Below are 20,278 nucleotides of genomic sequence, written 5' to 3'. Positions count from 1 at the left end.
TGTGGGACGGCGATGCTAAGTGCGTTCCGCTCCGACGGATTTTTTCCGCAGAAGCTCGGCGCGAGACTGCCTATGTCATGCTCAACCGGGTCCAGGGCTTCGGTAAACTGGGCCGGATCAATCGGTTCACCCGGTCTAGCCGCTACAAGCATCGCTAAAGGCCTGCACCATCCGCTGACCGCCGACCCAGCCATGGCCGCCAAGACCACGGCGCTCTTTCGTGTGAGCGACCTGGTACGGTCTTGGCAACCGTAGGGGAAATGCACGCCCGCAGAATAATGCGATGCGCCGCTTGGTCCAAGAACTTGCTCCGTCACGATGATTTCGGAGAAGCCTCCGGCCCTCGCCGCAGCGGAGGCGGACAACGTTCCCAGGATACCACCGCCGATGATCAGAAGTTTACGAGTCATATCCCGCTGCCCATTTCTTCGGCTACGGGGGCGGGCCAGCTCTCGATCGAGGTATGGCTAATGAAGCCAGGATGCTCGGGGTTCGCGCATGGCGCGCGCCCAAGAAGGCTATCGAGGATGCGGCGCGCGCGCCAGGCCAGCAGACTTAGGTTCGGATCGGCCAGGCCGCGCTGCCCGAGGCTCGCGTTTTGTACGAAGATGCGTCTGTCACGCGGTCCGTCCCAGCTCACCGAAAAATCGTCGCGAATAGCTAATTCATTGTCGATATGCTCCAGCCGGTGCGCGATAGGTTCCAAGAAGTCTGGCATCGCGTTCTCGTAACCGGTGGCCAGGATGACGATGTCAGCCGTGATTTCTTCGACCTCGACCATGCCGTGCTGCAGGGTCAGCCTGTGACCCGCGCCGGCGTTCATGCAATGCGAGACGGTGCAGCCCGGCCGCAGTGTGATGTCGGATCGGTTTGGCTCGAAAAATGAGTGGCGGTAGAGCGCCTGATAGATCGCGCGCAACGTGCTTTCTGAAATGCCGTCCGAGGCAAGCACGAAACGCCGCAGGAGCAGCTTACGCTGCGACTCGCTCATCGCCGCGAAACGATCCGAAAAGCAGGGCATGAACAACTCGTTTGTGAACGGGCTGTTGTCCAGAGGCAGGTAGTTTTCGCGCTGCGAGACCCAAGTGATCGAGGCAGGCCGCCGTTCTTTCGGCAGGCCGATAAGATGCAACATCACCTCGGCTCCCGATTGTCCTCCGCCGACCACGCAGACATGCTTTCTCCGCACCTCAGGGTGGATGTGCAGTAAAACAGATGAGTGGAACAGGTTGCGTCCAGCCCAGCCCTGGAACTGAGGCGGAATTTGCGCCTGCTTGCCAATGCCGACCACGACGTCTCTGGCGCAGAGAACCGCCTTATCCGTCCGCACCCGAAACTCGCCGTCAAAGCGGATTTCGCGCACTGTCTCGCCGCCAAGCACAAGTGGGTTCCTGTGGAAGACCCAGTTCAGGTATTGTTCGAACTCCACTCTGAGCACGGCTTCGAACTGTGCGTTCAGGAAGTGATACAGACGCCCCTTTTCGTGCAGGAAGTTTACGAAAGTGTAGGCTGATCGCGGATTCACTAGAGTGATCAGGTCCTTGAAGTGGCTGACCTGGAGCTCCGAGGAATCGAATGCACTGCCTGAATGCCAGCGGAAGTCGGCCTGCCGATCCAGGAACACCGCCCCTTTCCCGACTTGCTCGTGTAGCTGACACGCAAGGCTCAAATTGGACGGGCCAGCACCGATCCCAACGCAAGATAACTCCACTGCTTCCTCCTATAGAGTCTTCCCACTAGGCTGCTTGTTCGCGGCGAATATCGGCCGCAGCCACTGGCCCCCCCCTCGCGGACGTTCGGAGCACCGGTCCCGACCGGGTTTGCGAGAATTTGTCCAGCGCGTTCGCGTCGTCGAATGTGGACCGGAGCATTCCGGCGCGGTAAATCGAGGGGTCAGGCCGGCGACGTGGGCAACGACGTATGCCTTTCCGTTCGTCTGGATACCCGCGTGGCCGTCACGCGAGACGCTTTGCAGGCCCATTAAGGTGTTTGAAGCCGGCCCAATCGCCGGCCCGACCATGACGCGCCGTCCTTTCGGCGACTTGATGGCAGGCGAGAGCGCGGTGTTCACTACGGCGACGGCATTTTCGGTGCGCATGATCATGGACAACGTCTCGCTGATGCATTCGCAGAGTCCCATGCATGGGCCATGCCAGAGAAGGAAACTATATTAAACAACGGGTTGGCGGATTTACGATCCTGTCCGAAATCCGACATTGAGGGGGACGCTTCAGGGCGGCGCCCGATTTGCACTTCGGATGTCGCCTTTTTCCGAATAGCTAATCGGGCACCCTCTGCATCAGAATACTTCTCTTACGGGGACCAGCACAGTCTTCATGAACGGACAGTGCAGAACCCTGCGTCTCTGTCGGACAGATCACGATGTGCCGAGCTCAGCAATAGCAAGAGCTGCCAGATCCTTCGCCCTATCGTGCCGTTGCACTGGCTCGATCCCGACATCCTCGGAGGCGCGATCATGAAGAGTGACGCAAACTCATGTCCGCAGCGGGGCCTCTCTCCTGGGGAAGCAAAGGGATCGATGCTCATGCTCAGATGGTCGCGGATGGGCGCATGCCCGGCCTAAGCGCATCAATGAATCTCTGTACAGATAGCCGGAACAGAATTGGTTATGACCATTCTGCCAGTCCAAAGCACGACGCCATTCCATCCCGGCGGCAGCAGTCTTTTGCGCGCCTACCGGTCGGCCAGGAATGGGAGCCCTCGTAAACGCAGTCATCGATGATCGCCGCCGCGGAGCTCCTCAGGCCGTGTCGTGCCCGACACCGGCAACGTCGCCGTCGTCAATCGCCCGTCGCCGATGTCGATCCGAAGCTCGGCCAGTTCGCGGTGAGCTTCACTGCTATTCCGCAGTGCCCACCGAGTTCGCACATGAGGTTCTATCAGGGCGGTCACGGCTGCACTGGTTGTCGGGTCTGCGACAAAGTCGACATTAGGCACACGGCAGTCAGAGCCATGTCATTGTTGTGAAATGATTTTCTCGTTTGGCACGACACGTGCAAGACTATCTGCAAACGCGCTGCGGCAAGGACTGAGGAGAAATCATGCCATGATCGAGCCCGCCGAACATGCAGTCGCAGCTGCGAAAACCGGGCCTTTCCGAGCCGACAGGACGTTGCGGTTATTTTCCAGTCGACACCATACTTCACGTTATCCGGAGATGACCGTATTTGATTCCAAACCAACGCTGAATGCCCCGGACGATGATCCCTATCTTTGGCTCGAAGATGTCGAACGAGAACAGACACTTGCCTGGGTCGCCAGCCAGTCGGCCAGGACCCTGGGGCAGTTCAGTGGAACACAGTTCAATCCCGACCACGACGCGCTGACAGCGATCTTCGACCGTCCCGACAAGGTTCCCGTGTTCATGCGGCGCGGTCAGTACCTCTACAATTCTGGCAAAACGGCCGGAAATCCGCCCTCATTGTGGGGCCGGGACCACCATTGCCGCCTACGCAGATCCTGCTCGCCACCACGAAGCGTGGCCGAGCGCGCCCACCCGGGCCACGCGCCTAAGATGGTCGCAAAGCTGCAGGCCTTTGGTTATCCCGCTCACTTCTAAGTGAGTACAGGTCGATGATTGCGAGCACGGCGCAAATAGTATGTGCGCGGTCCCGCGCACACTGCGCATGAGCGCTCCGCCAATCTCACGCAATTTGCAAGAGTTTTCGTAGTTCAGTGCATCATTTCTGAAGAGCAAGGAGAGAATACCATGGCGAGAAAGCGAATGGGCGTGGCGCGGGGCGTAACAGCGGCCATCGTCCTGATTCTGATGCGACAACAGGCCGTAGCGGCCGAGCTTGCGCAAGCCGCGAGCGTCACGGAATCGCCAAATCCTTGGCAGGTCCGCCTGCGCGCGTTGGGGGTCATTACTGAGGATTCGGGCTACGTCAATGCAGTGCCCGGCTCCGGCCTTTCGTATTCGAACACTGTGACGCCGGAACTCGATATCTCCTATTACTTCACGGACAACATCGCCACGGAGCTTATCCTCGGCACCACCTATGCCAACATTGAGGGCCAAGGAGCGATCGGCGCGCTGGGCAATGTCGGCAAGGTTTGGCTGCTGCCGCCCACGCTTACATTGCAGTATCATTTTACCGATCTCGGCGCGTTGAAGCCCTATGTAGGCGCCGGCGTGAACTACACGATCTTCTATAACCAGGGTGCCCGCAGCGCCGATGCTCTCAATGTTAAGAACACCTTCGGCACCGCGCTGCAGGTCGGGTTCGACTACATGGTGGATCAGCACTGGGGCTTCAACTTCGACGTGAAGAAGCTTTTCCTCAAGCCAGACTTCGACGTCACGGTCGACGGCGCGAAGCTGACGGGGAAGGCGGAGTTCGATCCCTGGTTGATAGGCGCAGGTGTCACCTACCGCTTCTGATAACGAAAGCGGAGGCGGCCTGCTGATAGCCGATCGAAATGAAGGGCGCCTTGTGCGCCCTTTTTCGACGGCCTGAACGGGCGACACTTGAAGAACCGCTGTCGAGGGGCGCGCGGAACTCAAGGGCGTCGAGTTGGTCGTGTCCGACGATCACGCCGGCCTGGTGGCAGCGATCGGCGAGGTGATCCCCGAAGCCGCCTGGCAACGCTGCTACGTGCACTTCCTCAGGAACGCGCTCGATCATCTGCCGAGGAAGCACGGCGACGACTGCCTGCAGGAATTGCGCTGGCTCTACGACCGGCGCGATCTCGCAGAGGCCAGGGCTGATCTTGCCGCATGGCTTGCCAAATGGTCGGCACGCTATCCGCGCCTGACAGGCTGGGCCGAGGATGCCATCGAACAAACCCTGACCTTCTTCAGGCTGCCGAGACAGCACCACAAGCATCTTAAATCCACCAACATGCTGGAGCGGCTCAACGAGGAAATCCGCCGGCGCACCTATGTCGTGCGCATCTTCCCCAATACCGAAAGCTGCCTGCGCCTGGTCAGGGCGTTGGCCGTCGAGACCAATGAAAACTGGATGGAGGCCAACCGATACATCAACATGGACGACCTGCGCGAGCACAAGAAGCTCGCTCTGCGCCAAGCCGCATGACCAGCATCATGGCCGCCCCATTTTGCAGAACTTGACGCACACAACCATACCTCGCCAGAGGTGGCGAGCGGCCGCATGTGCGCCGTATCCACCGAACGCTTGCTATTTCGATCCCACCTCTACTGCTGCAAGCATGGTCCGCCCCACCTCTGTCTCGCCTGGGAAACCAGCTTTTCCCCCGCACCGCGAATGTCGCGCGGTTCCATGTTCTGGCTGAGCTTGGCCTTGCCCAACAGGCGGTGATTTTGATCTGCAGGGCGATGATGGCCTTGACCATGGAGTCGATGTGATCTGTCGGCGTGTCACCGATCTTCCAGGGTCGAGCTGGCCCGCTTCGTGTTTGTGCGTCAGCTTCGCGACGTTGCGGCGGACGTATCGCTCGTCTTCGTGGATTGTGATCCGCCAAGGGCATGGGCGACAGGGTAATTCCAGGTCGGAACCTGCTTGTGGAACACCAGCACCTTCAGCATCATGACGGGATCGTAGAGCCCCGCTCGTATAGGCAAGCGCCTTTTCCAGATCTCGCCGGAACGCCTCGAAGTCCACAACCCGTCCCGTAGGCTCCGAGCTATCGCTGAGGCGAACCGGTTCGTGACGCGCATATCGGCGTGCAATGGCGGCCTCGCGATCCAGCATCAGGCCGAGCCACTCGTCGCCGCTGAGCTCATTGGCGTTGCTGCAGCACGTCATTTCGGCCAAGTGTCCAATTATGATGGCAGGCTGCGCATGATGATCTTTTGAGGAGCATGCGATGCTAAATGCCCTACCAATTGCCCGCAGACTGGGAGTGCGTTTAGGGAATATTGCACGTCAGCAAATTGCACGGCCGGCTCATCCCATCCTGTATGAAGGCCGCGCGGCTCTTGGCGGAGACCAAGACCCGCGCATTTCAGTACGGCCTCTTTTCTGGTCCACAGCTCCAAGAACTTTCGCACAGTCAGCTCGCTCGGTTTGTCTCCAAGAACCCTTGCCTCTTGATTGGTCATAACCTGGGAAGCCAACTGCCGGCAATTTGCCAGGGGGCGCCAAACCTCGATATCTATCCCAACGCAGCCCAAGGTTGATACCGCGACGGCCGACCAATCGCGACTATGAGCTTGGCTCACTTCAATATCGTGCGCCGGCAATCGGGGCTTGCCGAAGCGCGAAATGGTCATCTGGAGATCTCTCAGCGGAACATGCAAGTGCGCAGAAAGAATGATCCGAAAAGCGCACTTTGCCTGAAGATACGAAAGGCGCATATCCATGTGACGAATTTTCACAGCCCGTTCCCGCTCAGTTGGGCTCAGCATTTCGCGCATATGCAACGGAGGGATCGTCAGCTGAGAATGCCGGAAAACCCAAACGTCGATGGTGTCCGTCTGCCTATTCGAATGCATGCTTGCTCCACAACACGCTGTTGCCTGATCAGCAAAAACGGCTCACTCGCTTTGGCCGTTCAGACCCTTCAGCTTCAGGTGACTCGGTTGTTATCCAGCAACGCTTCTACATTGCCGAAGGCTCGTGATGTGTAACGATATATGTAGGCATTTTTAAAAGTCGTGACACGACTTTATACCTATATATAGCTTTGTATTTTTCTTTAAAACTCATACATGATACCATTGTCAGTTACAATATACCATCGCCAGTATACCGTCGCCAGTTACAATTATTACAAAATATTACAAAATATGTATTTCTTAATACATTGCTTAACATAAATGTAGTAATAATTCTCTAAAAATTTCAGACCACCCCGAAGACAAGGCGGGTAGTGTTCTCCGCACAACTATGTGGCTGGAGAAAGCAATGGATCATGTTACGCGCCCGCTGTCGCATGGCCAGACGGGCCTTTGGATACATCATCAAAAACGACCGACCGGTAGCGAATACAATCTGCCAGTCGAGCTGCGCATAAAGGCACCGTTCGACATCGATGCCTTGCGGCGCGCGCTCGAGTCTTTGATTGCCCGCCATGAAATGCTGCGCACGACCTTCCACCAGGAAGGCGAGCGGATCCGTCAGCGCATTCATGAGACTGCCCTTCTGAGTTTTCATGTCGTTCGGCTACATGGACTCGAAGAGGCGGACTTCGGTCATTCCATCGCAGCGGAAGCTCGCTCGCCTTTCGACCTGGAACATGGGCCATTGTTTCGCGCTCACCTGTTCATCAGCAGTGCCACGGAAGAGGTTCTCCTCCTCAATTTCCACCACATCATATCCGACGCCTACAGCATTCGGACCTTCCTGTACGAGTTCGGCGGGCTTTACCAGGCGTTTTGCGGCGACACGGATATGCCGGATCTGACCACGGCGGCTCCTTACGGGGACTTCGTGGCCTGGCAGGAGCGGTTCCTTGCCGGCGACGACGGAGAGCGTATGGGGGCGTACTGGCGCAGCCAATTTGTCGATCATGAGCCCGACTTGGCCCTTCCGACCGACAAACCACGAAATGCGCCCGCGACGTACACAGGATCAGTTTTCTCCCTGGATATCGGCAAGCCCGTGGTCGCGCGCTTGGAACGACTGGCGCACAAAGAAAAAGTGACTCTGTCCACCGTTCTGCTTGCTGCCTATTATGTCCTGCTGCATCGTTATTGCGACCAGGACGACATCACCCTTTACGTGCCACGCCTCGGTCGTCCGGCGGGAAATTTTTCGGGGACCTTCGGTTACTTTGTCACCCTTGGCGCATTACGGCAGAATCTTTCCGGAAATCCCACTTTCCTCGACCACTTGCAGCGGGTGCGCAAGCTTATGCGCTGCGCGCGCAGCAATGAGTATTTTCCTCTTCCCCTGCTCCTAGAGAAGCTCAAGCTCCCCCCTGCACCTGATCGCAATCCGCTCGCGCAAGCTGTTTTCAACTTCACTCCGGAGGCGGTGAGTTCCCTTGGCTTCAGGCCAAGCGACGTCGACCTGTCCGGCTTGCCTGCGCAAATTCGATTCTGTGAGACCGATACCTGGATCGATCTTGATTTTCGAATCCTGGCCCGCAAGGAAAGTGTCCGCCTTGACCTCGTTGCAAAAGCGGATTTGTGGGATGCTAGCACCATAGAGCGGCTGGCGAAGCACTATCAGGTATTGCTTGAGGCGATCGCAGAAAAGCCAGCGCGACGGATAGGCGACTATAGTCTGCTGGGGCCAGAGGAGGAGCAGCAGCTCCTCCATGATTTTAACGAGACAGCAGCATCTTTTCCGACCGATATTTGCCTGCACAACCTGATCGAAGCGCAGGCTGCTGCTTGGCCAGACAATATCGCCGTCAGCTGCTCATCGGAGGCTCTCAGCTATGCCGAACTTGACCAAAGGGCAAACAGGCTTGCCCATCATTTAATTGGTAAAGGTGTCCGCCTTGGGAACGTCGTCGGGGTTCTCGTTGAGCGTTCGTGCGATCTCCTTGTCGGGTTTCTGGCGATCTTGAAGGCGGGGGCCGTCTATCTTCCTCTCGATCCGCGACTGCCACCCCAGCGTCTACGCTTCATGGTGCGGGATGCTGGTGCCACTGCGCTCATCAGCAAGTCGGAGGTCAGAGAACAGACGCTCGGGGATGCCCTGTCGGGGCGAAACATTGAAGGTGCCAAGCAATGCGCAGTGGTTCTCCTCGACAAAGACCACACCGAAGTTGCTCTGCACGAAGTCACGCCTCCGCACTGTCCCGCCGGTTCCCTCGACTTGGCTTATGTGATGTATACGTCCGGCTCCACAGGTCAGCCGAAAGGCGTGATGATCGAACATCGCAGCGCCTGCAACATGGCGGAGGATCTAAGACGCACTTATCAGCTGGGGCCGGATAGCCGAGTGTTGCAGTTCGCTTCCTGCGGATTTGATGCGTCTGTTTTCGACTTCATACTGGCCTTATCTTCTGGTGGTCGACTGTCCCTGGCACCCCCATCGGCATCGGTGCCCGGAGCAGAACTTGTCAAGTTCATGCGGCGTGAGCGCATCACCGCTGCCGGTCTTACACCGACAGCTTGGACCTCCTTGCCGTCGACTGATCTTCCTGATCTCACCGTGATCAAGTCGGGTGGAGAGCCCTTGCCATCGAGCCTGATCGAGCGCTGGGGCAAAAACCGCCGCATCTTCAATTCCTATGGGCCGACTGAAACGACAGTCTATTGCGTAAGGACCGAGGTGAGTGCCGACGGGCGAAAGCCGCCCATTGGGCGCCCTGCCATCAATACCAAGGCATACATCCTTGATCGCTATGGTAATCCGACACCGCTTGGGGCAATCGGCGAGCTCTATATCGGGGGCGTCGGCCTAGCTCGCGGTTACATGAATCACGATGATCTCACGCGCGAGCTTTTTCGGCCAAACCCGTTCGATGATGATCCGCAATCCAGACTATACAGAACTGGTGATCGGGCCCGGTATCGGTCAGATGGCACGATTGAGTTCCTGGGTCGGAACGACGGACAGGTCAAGATCCGCGGCATGCGTGTTGAACTTGCCGAAATCGAGCAGTGTCTGATGGAGCACGAAAACGTCAAAGCATGCTGCGTCACGCTCACAGAATGTCTCGGCGAAAATGCGAGCCTGACAGCTTATGTGGTGAGGCGACCGGAAATTTCGGAGGATATCGATGAACTTCAGACTTTCCTGCGCGGCGCGTTGCCTGGCTACATGGTTCCCTCACAGTTCGTGTTCCTTCCACAGCTACCGACTAATCGTAGCGGCAAGATCGATCGACGCGCTCTTCCCGAGCCGAGGAGAAACGCCTCGACATTAAAGGCCGCAACTTTTCCGACCGGCAGGTTGCAGACGGAAGTGGCTGACATCTGGAAGGACGTGCTCAAGTTGGACTCCGTTGGCGTTGAAGACAGTTTCTTCGATGTTGGCGGACATTCCCTGGCTGTCGTCCAGGTTCAGGCGCGTATCCAAGATCGTCTGGGCATTGATTGCAACATACTGGATCTTTTCGAGCATCCCACCATAAGAACGCTCGCTGCGCATTTGGCCGCAACTCAAGCTGCTCCTCACTCCGCCGGAGGTCTAAAGAACATAATTGGTTCGGCTGGAACCGGCAACGAGCCCAACCAGGACCGGGATGCTGCTGCGATTATAGGTATGGCGGGCAGGTTCCCGGGAGCGGAAAACGTCGATCAATTCTGGAACAATCTGATCGATGGCACAGAGTCCATCGAAGACTTGGATGAGCAGACATTGCGAGAAGCGGGCGTCGATCCCAGTACCTATGGCAGGCCAAATTATGTGAGACGCGAAGCCATTATCAGCGGAATTGATCTGTTTGACGCAGCGTTCTTTGGCATCTCGCCAAAGGAAGCAGCGTGGATGGATCCGCAACAGCGAAGCCTGCTGGAAACCGCGTATCAGGCGCTCGACCACGCGGGATACGGATCGCGCGAGACGGCAGACGGCCGTGTCGGTGTCTTTGCCGGCGTGGGGGCCAGTCACTATCTGGCTGAACGGGAAGCGGGCAGGGACCTGCTGGATTCAGAGAAATTGCAGATCCGCATTCTTAATGGCCAGGATTTCACGGGGACGCGAATTGCCTATAAGCTGAACTTGACCGGGCCCTGCGTGTCAGTTCAGACGGCATGCTCTACTTCGCTGGTTGCTGTCCACCTCGCTTGCCAGAGCCTGCGGAGCTATGAGTGCGATATGGCGCTGGCAGGCGGTGCATCGATTTCCCTGCCCCATGGAAAAGGCTATCTCCATCAACAAGGCCACATCTTGTCCCCTGACGGCCACTGTCGTGCGTTCGATGCGAAAGCACAAGGGACGGTGAGAGGCAGCGGAGCAGCGGTGGTCGTGCTCAAACGGCTGAGCGATGCCCGTAGAGATGGGGACTATATCTGGGCAGTCATAAAGGGGACCGCCATCAACAATGATGGCGCTGCCAAGATAGGGTTCACCGCCCCCAGTGCTGAAGGACAGGCAGCGGTAATCCAAGCTGCCCTCTCCGCTGCTGAGGTCTCTGCGGACACCATTGGTTACGTCGAGGCGCATGGTACGGGAACCTACCTTGGCGACCCCATCGAGATCTCTGGCCTGACCAAGGCTTTCCGTTCCCACACAGCGAGGAAGCAATTCTGCGCGGTAGGTTCGGTGAAGGCAAATGTCGGGCATCTCGACGCCGCAGCGGGTGTGACGGGATTGATCAAAGTCGCCACGATGCTGAACAGGGGGGTCATTCCCGCCAGCCTGCATTTTGATAAGCCCAACCCAAATATCGACTTCAAAGAGAGCCCGGTGTTCGTAACCAAGACCTGCACCGCTTGGCCCAAAGGTGGTACGCCAAGGCGCGGCGGGGTCAGCTCCTTTGGCATCGGTGGCACGAATGCGCACGCGATTCTCGAGGAGGCTCCGGCGCGGACCGATGAGCAAGGCGGCAGCAGGCTGCACGTCTTTCCGGTGTCAGCGGCGAGCAGGCCGGCACTAACTGAAATGCTCCGGCAACTGGCCGGCTTTATGCGCCGAGACGATATTCAGCACAGCGCAGCGAACATTGCATACACTTTGCAAAAAGGTCGAGCCGCTCTTAGCTATCGCACAAATTTCGTCGGATCCGATTTGGGGGAACTAGCCGACCAACTCGATCAGGCGGCACTGAATGCGGGCACGTCTGGAGAGGCGTCAAGCAGTGAACACCGCATCGTGTTCATGTTCTCCGGCCAGGGCGGGCAGCAGATCAGAATGGGTCGGGAGCTTTATGAAGAAGAGCCGGTATTCCGCAACGCCATCGACGAATGCGCAAACTGGCTTGATGAGCTCGCACATATCGATTTCCGCCCCCTGCTCTACTGCGAAGGCAAATCTCATGGCGAGCTTGAGCCGGAGCTGGAGACGGTGATACAGCCTGTCATCTTTGCTACGCAGTATGCAATGACGAAGCTCTTTATGTCGTGGGGGGTTTTCCCTGCAGCTGTGATCGGCCACAGCATCGGCGAATATGCAGCCGCTCATTTTGCGGGCATTATCTCGTTACCTGATGCTATCCGACTGACGCTGATAAGAGGACAGTTAACGTCGCGTGTGCCCGCCGGCGGGATTATTGCTGTCAGCCTATCGCCGGAAGAGCTCCAGCCCTATTGGAACGAACGCCTTTCATTGGCGGCAATAAATGGTCCACGTCACTGCGTCGTGTCGGGGGCCTCATCCGAGATCGCAGCATTTCAAAAGCAATTGCAGGTGAACTGTATTGCGAGCAAACAGATACGCGCTAGCCATGCCGTCCATTCGTCACTGCTCGATCCAATCCTGCAGGAGTTTATGATTCATGCGGAAAAGGTCGAGTTGCGCGCGCCGCAAGTACCCTTCATGTCAACGGTGCTCGGGGACTGGCTTGAGCCGGACGTACAGCTCGACGGCAGCTATTGGCTCCGCAACCTGCGAGAGACGGTGCAATTCCACCAGGCCTTCGATCAGCTGGTGCAATCGGGCCACGAGTTTTTCATTGAGGTGGGGCCTGGCGCAGCCCTGACGGGGCATTCCAAGCGGTCCAAGTCAAAGGTCAACCTGCGCAGCCCCATCGCCTTTGCCGCCTTGCCAGGAGTCGATCATGGGCAAGGTGATCGCCTGAGACTGCTACAGACATTGGGCAAGCTATGGACCTTCGGCGTTCGCATAGATTGGTCTGGCCTGCACGATCATAAGCCCCCGCAGCGGACCCCCCTCCCGCCTTATCCTTTTGATCGCAAGCGTTACTGGCTCGATCCGGTCGTCACCAAGGAGCAGGAACAAAATGCCGATTCGAATCAGCCTGATATTGCAGTCGCATCCGTCGATCGCCCGACTGGGAACGAAGGGGCGCGCAGTCCGGCTGTAGTTGAGATGTCCGTTGAGGTAGCTTTAGACAGCCAAATTGCGGCGGTCTATCGGGACATTTTGGGCTTGGATGAGGTTGCCCTGACCGACAGCTTCTTTGATCTTGGTGGGGATTCGTTGAGCGCCTTAAGCGTCATCGATCGCATCGAGCAGCTCACGGGAGAGAGATGGGCTGTCTCCCTGCTGCTGGAACACCAGACTCCACGAGGGCTCGCAACAGCCCTGTCGAAGACCCGTAGAAGCGCGCGTCCGAACGCATTGGTGCCGATACAAACCGGCGGTTCACGGACGCCTCTGTTTTGCCCCCACCCTTTTGGGGGACATGTGCTTCTATATACGCCTCTTGCTAAGGCACTTGGCACGGAGCAGCCGCTCTTCGGCCTGCAGGCGCGCGGTCTGGATGGTGAGGCAGGACCTCACCTGAGCATTCCGGAAATGGCGCGGGAATACGTAGAGGCTATCAAGAGCGTACAACCACGCGGCCCTTATCAACTCGTCGGCTTGTCCATGGGCGGTAGCATTGCTTGGGAAATGGGCTGCCAATTGCGCGATGCTGGTGACGAGGTAGCAATAGTTGGGCTGCTCGATGCCAAAGCGCTTCACAAGGATGAAGAGCACACAAGCGACCGGTATCATCGCTTGCTCGGCGACCGCCGTATTCCTGACTGGCTTAGCGAGCAAGCGGTCACATTGAGCGTCCTTTTTCCTGCACTGAAGAAAGATTGGCGAAAGCTGAAATCCATCAAACGTGAGTGTCAGGTAACAGCATTGCTGGATTTAGGAATGCAAGCAGGCAACGTACCCGAAATGGGCGAAACGCAGCTCAATAATATCCTGGCAGTTGCCGAGGCAAATAAAATTGCGCTGCGCGAATATACGCCTCGGTTCAACGACAGTAGGTCCGTTCTTTTTGCAGCCAGGAAGGGGCTGCGCACATCCACTAATGAACCTGATGGCGATCTTGGGTGGAAGCAATTCGCTAGGGCGCGCCTGGAAATCCACGAAGTGCCAGGAGACCACTACACGATGGTGGCTCCGCCACATGTGAGGGTCCTGGCAACGAAGCTCAAAGATTACCTCAATCGAAACGACTAAGCGACGGCACCATCAGCGGATCGCATAGCGGGACAAGGGTGGGCGACCAAACTGTTGCAACAAATCCTTGAAGTAAATTTACAGAATCTTGCGACCGCAAATCGCTGACAATGGTACGTTCACTAGAAGGTCTGAGATCAGGCACGGCCGATGTACGCTCGGACCGCCGCACAGCACGCAACGTCGGAGACAACGCAAATGGCGAGAAGAGCGCTTATCCTGCTTGAAGGTTCAAGGTATAATGGTCCGCTATACGTCCAAGCAGCTCTGCAACTTGGTCTTCATCCAATTGTCCTGTCGGCTGATCCAGCTCAGTACGACTATCTTGGGGCCGAAGGAATTGAGGCAGTCCGTGTCGATACAGCCGATCTCGCTGCGCTGATCCACGAATGTTCCGTGCTACGTGCAACCTATGACATTGCTGGCATTACGTCCGTCGGGGACTCGTTCTATGCGACAGTTGGCAAGCTCTGCCGCCATTTCGATCTGTCGGGACCGAACCCTACGTCCATCGAACAATGCTGCGACAAATTCAAGCAACGTCACCTACTCGCAGAGGCCGGCGTTCCAATACCTGCTTATCGCTTGGCAACGGATGCTACTGAGGTGGAAAGTTTTGCCGCGGAGATCGGCCTGCCGGTAATTCTTAAACCAGCAGTTGGTGCCGGCAGCAGAGGTGTCCGACTGTGCCGCAGCTTCGATGAGTTAGCCGAACATACGACCTATCTTTTGGGCGGGGAGCACATATGGCAATCCCCACCGAGGATACTGGTCGAAGAATTCGCACAAGGTCCCCTTTATTGGGCGGATATAATGGGAGATCAGATCATTGGAATTGGCACCGCTGACTTCGGCCCCTTACCCCATTTTGTCGGTCGGGAGTGCACTTTTCCGGCCCCGCTGACTGATGACGAGCATCAGCGTATCGCCGATCTTTCGCTGAGCTGTTTGCGAGCTCTCGACCTTGGCTGGGGGCCAGCGGGTATTGAATTCCGGTGGACGATGCGTGGCCCAATCATCATTGAAGTCAATCCCCGTCTTCATGGCGCAGGCATTCCCCAAATGGTTCAGCTGGCTTACGGTGTTGATCTGGTCACCGAGCACATCAAGCTTGTCATCGGCGAGAAATGGAATTTGCGTAGAAGGCATTCGCAGACTGCGGCCATGCGGTTCCTGGTTCCTGATCGCGACGGCACTCTCGATTGGATCGGAGGCGACAGTCGGGCGGCTGCCATACCCGGTGTAGCCGAGGTTAAATTCTATGTTGAACCCAAGACACCGATCGTCAGGAAAGGAGATCTCCGAGACATGATCGGATATGTAGTCGCCTCTTCACCCACCCATGATCTGACAGAGGCGTTACTTCAGCGTGCCATCGACTTAATCGATTGGTCGATCACACCATTCCCAAACCCTGGCGAACAGGAGCGGCTTGCGGCCCCTTAACTCAAGCACTTGTCCCCGGCGCACCCTGTGCCGGGCACGCCCGCCAGTCCATCGCACCGTGAACTTGAAACCGCTGCATAAAACGCAGCAATACATCGGCGCAGGTAACCGCGAAGTCCCTGGCGATCAAACCCTGACATTCAGGAGTTTAGTATTATGAAGCGCATAGCAGTCGGACGCCTGTTTCATGAATCGCATGGATATGCGCCCGCGACAGCGGCGGCAGATATCACGGTCGTTCGCGGAGAGACAGTGATCGAGGCCGCCAAGGGAAATGGCACGACGCTCGGCGGGATCGTTGACGCCTTGATCGAACGCGCTGACATTGAAATCCTTCCCGTTTCAGATTCGATGATCGCACCGAGCGGCGCCATCGATCATGGTTTCTACATTGAGCAACGGCAGTTCTGGGGCGAGGAACTCAAGAAGCTCGCGCCCGATGCGATTGTCATGGACCTGCATGGGTCGATGTCCACGACTGAGTTCGAAGATGCGGAAGGTGACTTCCTCTCATACATTCGCGGCGCCATCGGCGGAAACGCAGTCATCGGAGTAGGTCTCGACCTTCATGCCAATATCACGCCGCAGATGTTGAAGGCAGCCGACATCTGCATCGCCTGCAAGAACAATCCCCATGACGATTACTACGACAATGGCAAGAAGGTCGTCAGATTGGTTTTGGATGTCCTGGACGGCCGTCTGCGCCCGGTCTATACTTTCGCGAAAACCCGAATGATTGCCCCAGGCAGGCTCGAAACTCATCTCAGCCCACTTAAAGAAATGCACGCACGTGCCCGTGCGCTCGAGAAGTCGGAAGCGCCAGTGGTGGACCTTAGCATCTACAACGCCTATCGCTTTGCGGATCTAACGGACATGGGTCAGGCCGCTGTGATACTGAGCAACGGGCCATATAGGCAAGCCAAGGCGATCGTGGAGGGTTACGCCCAGGAGTTCTGGGATCTGCGCGAGTGCTTCAAGGATGAAACCGTGACGATCGGAGAGGCCCTAGATGCCGCTGCGAAGGACAAGAGCGGCATCACCAAGGCGCTTGCCGATCTTGGTGACCGGACGCTGGCCGGCGCGCCGGGCGACAGCACCTTGATCCTGCAGGCCGCACTTAAGCATCCTGTGAAGCTCGAGGGCGCGATGACGGTCAATGATCCGGAAACCGTCGCTCAGGCACATGCCGCCGGCGTCGGCGCAAAAATCAAGATGCGTCTCGGCGGCAAGGTAACCCCGCTATATCTGCCCTTCGAGGTCGAAGGCGTGGTCAAGATGCTCAACAACAGGGATGTCAAACTCATTGGACCCAGTTTTGCCAACGAATCCGCTTCCATGGGAAAGACGGCCCTTATCGAGATTGATGACCGTTTCCTTGTGATCGCCACGTCAAAGCCAGGATTCGTCGTTGATCGCGCCATTTTCGAATCCCACGACGTCAATATCAGCGAGCAGGACTTTGTCGTCATGAAGTCTCAGTTCCACTTCAATCGGAATTTCGAGGGCGTTGCAGCGACTATCTATGTTGCAACCGCGGGCCTCTCCTATTTCGTACCAGGTGCTTTCCCCAAAAAACGCGCACGGGTCTGGCCGGACACCAGTGTGGATGACGCGCCCATTGTGGCGGCTCAAGTGGTGGAGCGTTTACCGTATAAGGCATTCACGCGACACTAGGCTCGCTAGACCGCTGGTAGGCATCGAGCTTCTTTCTGGCAATCGCCTCCTCCTGTGCGATCAGTGTCTCTGTGCGGCTGAGGATCTCCGGATCGGCGCTCTTCTTCACGAGTTGCTCAGCTAGTTTCTGCATTAGTCAAAACACACCTTAATATTTACGCAATTGCTCGCTCTCAAACCCGCTATAGGTTTTATCGTGCCGCGAAAATGATATTTTAAAACACAGATGGGCGGCCCATCAGAAGGTACAAAATAATGTGTATAATCTCTCATGCGCCATGACAAAACCAGGCGACGGAGCCTAGCAGAAGGCAGAGAAAAACAGCCATATTTGTCGAGTAAAAAGCACGAGCTACTCGAGTTGACGAGTAGCGATCTTCCCTATGTCAAGGTACCTAGGCGTGTTCTTATTCATCCAATTGCCCTGCCGGCTGCTTCCACCTTATATGCCTATATTGTAGCAACGGGATTTGAGGCGATCCGTGTCAACAAAGGCGATGAGCTGATCCGCGAATGTTCCCGGCAGCCATGGGCGATCTATGACATTGCTTCGACTGCCGTCGGTGACTTGGTGGTCGGGCCTGCCACAACCCATCCGCGCTCGCCAGAGGGAGCGCCCCGCCGTCGCCAAATCACGGCGCCCAGCGAGCCAGAACTCGCCCCGGAAGAGACTTCGTCGACAGGCCACCTGCCGGTGATACTGCGACACCCCCGATCGAAACATTCCAGAAACAAAGGCGTGAAGCAAACCGTCCGCCGCAAGATGGTGGTGCGATCGACGAAATGCCTTACTCGGCCATCTCTTCGAGGCCGCGCAGTGTCTGAGATCGTAGGCCAAGTACCAGCAAACATAAAAAGGATGACAGACCGGTCAACTCGGCGGCCCTTCAACATCGCAACTCTCCGCATACTGGCAATGAAGAAGTTGCAAGCCATCCGGTAGAAGTCGACATGCACAAGAAATTTCTTGAGGCGATGTGGAGATCCGACCCATGACTTCGACCGACGATCCACACGCTAATATCGAAGCGACTACAAGCCGGTCAGAGCGAGGACATTGCTGTGAATGCGCGAACAATTCTGCCTTTTAGTCGCGTCTCGTTGATGGCGGCAAATTCGCGACGTCGGGCGTGCGCCTACGAATGAACGATCTGGGCGAACATCCACAGACGGCGACCCTGTCCGAGAGGGCATACCGCATGGTGCGTGAAAGCCTCAGATGTGGCTTGTATAAGCCCGGCGAGAAGATCACGCATCGCGCCATAGCCTCTCAGCTGGGGGTCAGCGTGACGCCCGTCCGTGAGGCGATCACGCGCCTCGTGTCCGAGAAAATCCTGTCAATGCCAGCTCCAAAGACCATTATCGCCCCAAGCCTGGGGGCGTCAGATTTGGAGGAAATCACGAAGATCCGCGTCAACCTTGAAGGATGGGCAGTGGAACTTGCGGCGGAAAATGCCTCGGCGACCTTCATTCGCGAGTTGGAGCATCTTCATCTGGTCTATTGCACGCATCGGAGGGCTCACGACACCAAGGCGAAGATTGAGGCAAACGCCAAGTTCCACTTCGCTCTATATGCCCAGTCGAAAGCGCCCAGGCTTCTGGCGATCATCGACAATCTTTGGGTGACAATCGGCCCCACACTGGGCCTGCTTGCAAATCGGGGATTTGAGGACAACGACGGCGAGAGATTTCGCGACGCTGCAATCTCTGCACTTAAGGCAAGAAACACTGCCGCTGTCCAGGCCGCGATAGTCAATGATATACTCACCGCCCGTCTAAGGATCCTGCAAATCTTAAAGCCTGAATAAAAAGGATGTTTTTAAATCAAGCTTTTGCGATCCTGCGGGTGAGTGATGATGTCATTCACCTTATCGAATCCGATTGCTCACAAGGCACAATACAATCGAGTACGGTATTTTGATTTAGCTGCGTCCACGGGACGCGAGCAGCGCGGCCGATACGGTCGCATCATGCCAAGCCAGGATGACACTGGTTGTGGCGCACCGTCGACCAGGAATGGCTATGTGCTCGACGAGATCGTCCAGAACCGCCGCAACACCAAGGCGGCCAAGCGCTTGCTGACGCGGCTGCTGAATAATCAAGGCGTCGCGCCGAAGCGCATGATCACCGACATGGAGCAGCAGGCGACAGGGTGATGCCGGGCGTCGAGCATCGGTCGCACAAGGTATCGAACACCGGGCGGAGAATGCACATGTGCCGCTGCGAAAACGGGAGCGGACGATGCAAGGCTTCCGATCATCAGGAGCACTGCAGCGGTCTCGGCTTTTGCGCAATCTCTTCGTCCCGCCCCCCGCTCGAAACGCTCCGATCTCGCTACACGTATTTACCACCTGCAGGCCAACGCGGAACGGAAAGCCCTCACCGTCTCAACGCGTTTATATGCAGACGACGTGACATCGCCGTGCAGCGGCCTGAACCAATCACCGCCAGTATCGTTCGGAGATCCGCGCGGGTGATCGCTGCAATTCAACCACGTTTGCATTGTCGTATGTCCGACCACGTCGGACTTACGACACTGCAGTATTAGAGCAACCGTTTGTTTTGACATGACTTTCTTTTGGCACTGTACATGCATGGATATCCGCAAAACGTCACGGCTAAGGAGGCGGACTAGCTGCCGGATCTATTTGGCACGAGCGCTCCTCGTTTTCACACGCGGCGCCGTTAACGCGCCCCTTGCGTAATACGAACACCGCTGTGAGGATGCGCAATCACATTTCTGGCAAATGTGCGATCAAAAATTGATGGGCGCTTACAGCCTCTTCAACGGCTATTTCGAAGTTACGCCCACTTCACTCGCAGCCACGCGTCCTTACCCGCTTGATGTTTTGGCTGCCGTTGCTGGCATATCTCTACAATTGAAGGGAGTTCTCATGAATCTGGAAACGCAACGCTTATTAACGCCATATGTGCATGCGGCGCGATGCCGACATGCCATCGGCCGAGGAGATCAGTTCCAAAATGGTGGTTCCCGGACCCCGAGTGGACCAATGCCAACAAGCCAATGCTGATCGATCGCTGGAACGCCTGGATTCAGAAATAGCCACCTTCCCACTGAGTGGGCCCAGACCAGCTGTCGGCCCCGACAGGATGCGCAGGCGCTGCATTTGACTTCCCGTTCCTCATTGCGGTTTGAACCTATGTCGCTGACACAAGACGTTGCCGATACGGTCGCCAGCCTCACCTACGCCGAACTGCCGGCAGCAGTAGTC

At 56.9% G+C, this 20,278-nt stretch carries 10 protein-coding genes and 2 pseudogenes; 8 read left to right on the top strand and 4 right to left on the bottom strand.

Translation table 11 applies throughout. The features are described 5' to 3' along the window. Nucleotides 1-406 precede the first annotated feature (406 nt). Nucleotides 407-1,711 carry a lysine N(6)-hydroxylase/L-ornithine N(5)-oxygenase family protein gene (locus NKI05_RS27985; protein ID WP_352793719.1) on the bottom strand — a complete coding sequence of 435 codons (1,305 nt, stop codon included), beginning with the start codon at nt 1,709-1,711 and terminating at the stop codon, nt 407-409. A 1,356-nt stretch (nt 1,712-3,067) separates the two neighbouring features. Between NKI05_RS27985 and NKI05_RS27980 the strand changes: the two genes are divergently transcribed. From NKI05_RS27980 to NKI05_RS27970, 3 genes and pseudogenes are all read left to right on the top strand, one after another. Continuing rightward, nucleotides 3,068-3,580, top strand: coding sequence for a hypothetical protein (locus NKI05_RS27980; RefSeq protein ID WP_352793717.1), 513 nt, complete (start codon nt 3,068-3,070; stop codon nt 3,578-3,580). Between the two features lie 150 nt (nt 3,581-3,730). Beyond that, entirely contained in the window at nt 3,731-4,405 is a 675-nt protein-coding gene (locus tag NKI05_RS27975) for an OmpW/AlkL family protein (protein WP_352793715.1), read from the top strand. A gap of 100 nt (nt 4,406-4,505) precedes the next feature. Next, a pseudogene (locus tag NKI05_RS27970) lies at nt 4,506-5,060 on the top strand (transposase); the annotation flags it as partial. A gap of 347 nt (nt 5,061-5,407) precedes the next feature. Here NKI05_RS27970 and NKI05_RS27965 read toward each other — a convergent pair. After that, entirely contained in the window at nt 5,408-5,566 is a 159-nt protein-coding gene (locus NKI05_RS27965) for a hypothetical protein (RefSeq protein WP_352793713.1), read from the bottom strand. A 201-nt stretch (nt 5,567-5,767) separates the two neighbouring features. Then, nucleotides 5,768-6,439, bottom strand: coding sequence for a 4'-phosphopantetheinyl transferase family protein (locus NKI05_RS27960; protein WP_352793711.1), 672 nt, complete (start codon nt 6,437-6,439; stop codon nt 5,768-5,770). A 412-nt stretch (nt 6,440-6,851) separates the two neighbouring features. Between NKI05_RS27960 and NKI05_RS27955 the strand changes: the two genes are divergently transcribed. From NKI05_RS27955 to NKI05_RS27945, 3 genes are all read left to right on the top strand, one after another. Continuing rightward, nucleotides 6,852-13,925, top strand: a complete 7,074-nt coding sequence (locus NKI05_RS27955; RefSeq protein WP_352793709.1) for a hybrid non-ribosomal peptide synthetase/type I polyketide synthase — start codon at nt 6,852-6,854, stop codon at nt 13,923-13,925. Nucleotides 13,926-14,123: 198 nt separating this feature from the next. Further along, nucleotides 14,124-15,371: an ATP-grasp domain-containing protein gene (locus tag NKI05_RS27950; RefSeq protein WP_352793707.1), complete on the top strand. Its 1,248-nt coding sequence runs from the start codon at nt 14,124-14,126 to the stop codon at nt 15,369-15,371. Between the two features lie 156 nt (nt 15,372-15,527). Further along, nucleotides 15,528-17,045 (top strand): M81 family metallopeptidase, encoded by a 1,518-nt coding sequence (locus NKI05_RS27945; protein WP_352793705.1) that lies wholly within the window; start codon nt 15,528-15,530, stop codon nt 17,043-17,045. On the opposite strand, the gene NKI05_RS27940 is transcribed toward NKI05_RS27945, so the two are convergent. Further along, nucleotides 17,032-17,178 (bottom strand): hypothetical protein, encoded by a 147-nt coding sequence (locus NKI05_RS27940; protein ID WP_352793778.1) that lies wholly within the window; start codon nt 17,176-17,178, stop codon nt 17,032-17,034. The genes NKI05_RS27945 and NKI05_RS27940 overlap by 14 nt on opposite strands. A gap of 1,009 nt (nt 17,179-18,187) precedes the next feature. Between NKI05_RS27940 and NKI05_RS27935 the strand changes: the two genes are divergently transcribed. Both NKI05_RS27935 and NKI05_RS27930 read left to right on the top strand, forming a co-directional pair. Further along, a complete protein-coding gene (locus tag NKI05_RS27935; RefSeq protein ID WP_352793703.1) occupies nt 18,188-18,853 on the top strand; it encodes a GntR family transcriptional regulator in 666 nt (221 codons plus the stop codon). A 179-nt stretch (nt 18,854-19,032) separates the two neighbouring features. Then, nucleotides 19,033-19,438 (top strand): annotated as a pseudogene (locus NKI05_RS27930) (DDE-type integrase/transposase/recombinase); the annotation flags it as partial. Nucleotides 19,439-20,278 lie beyond the last annotated feature (840 nt).

The sequence above is a fragment of the Mesorhizobium sp. M0771 genome, assembly GCF_040320155.1.
Classification (GTDB): Bacteria; Pseudomonadota; Alphaproteobacteria; order Rhizobiales; family Rhizobiaceae; genus Mesorhizobium.
Note: the sequence above shows the minus strand (reverse complement) of the source record. Positions and strands in the feature narration are given on the sequence as shown.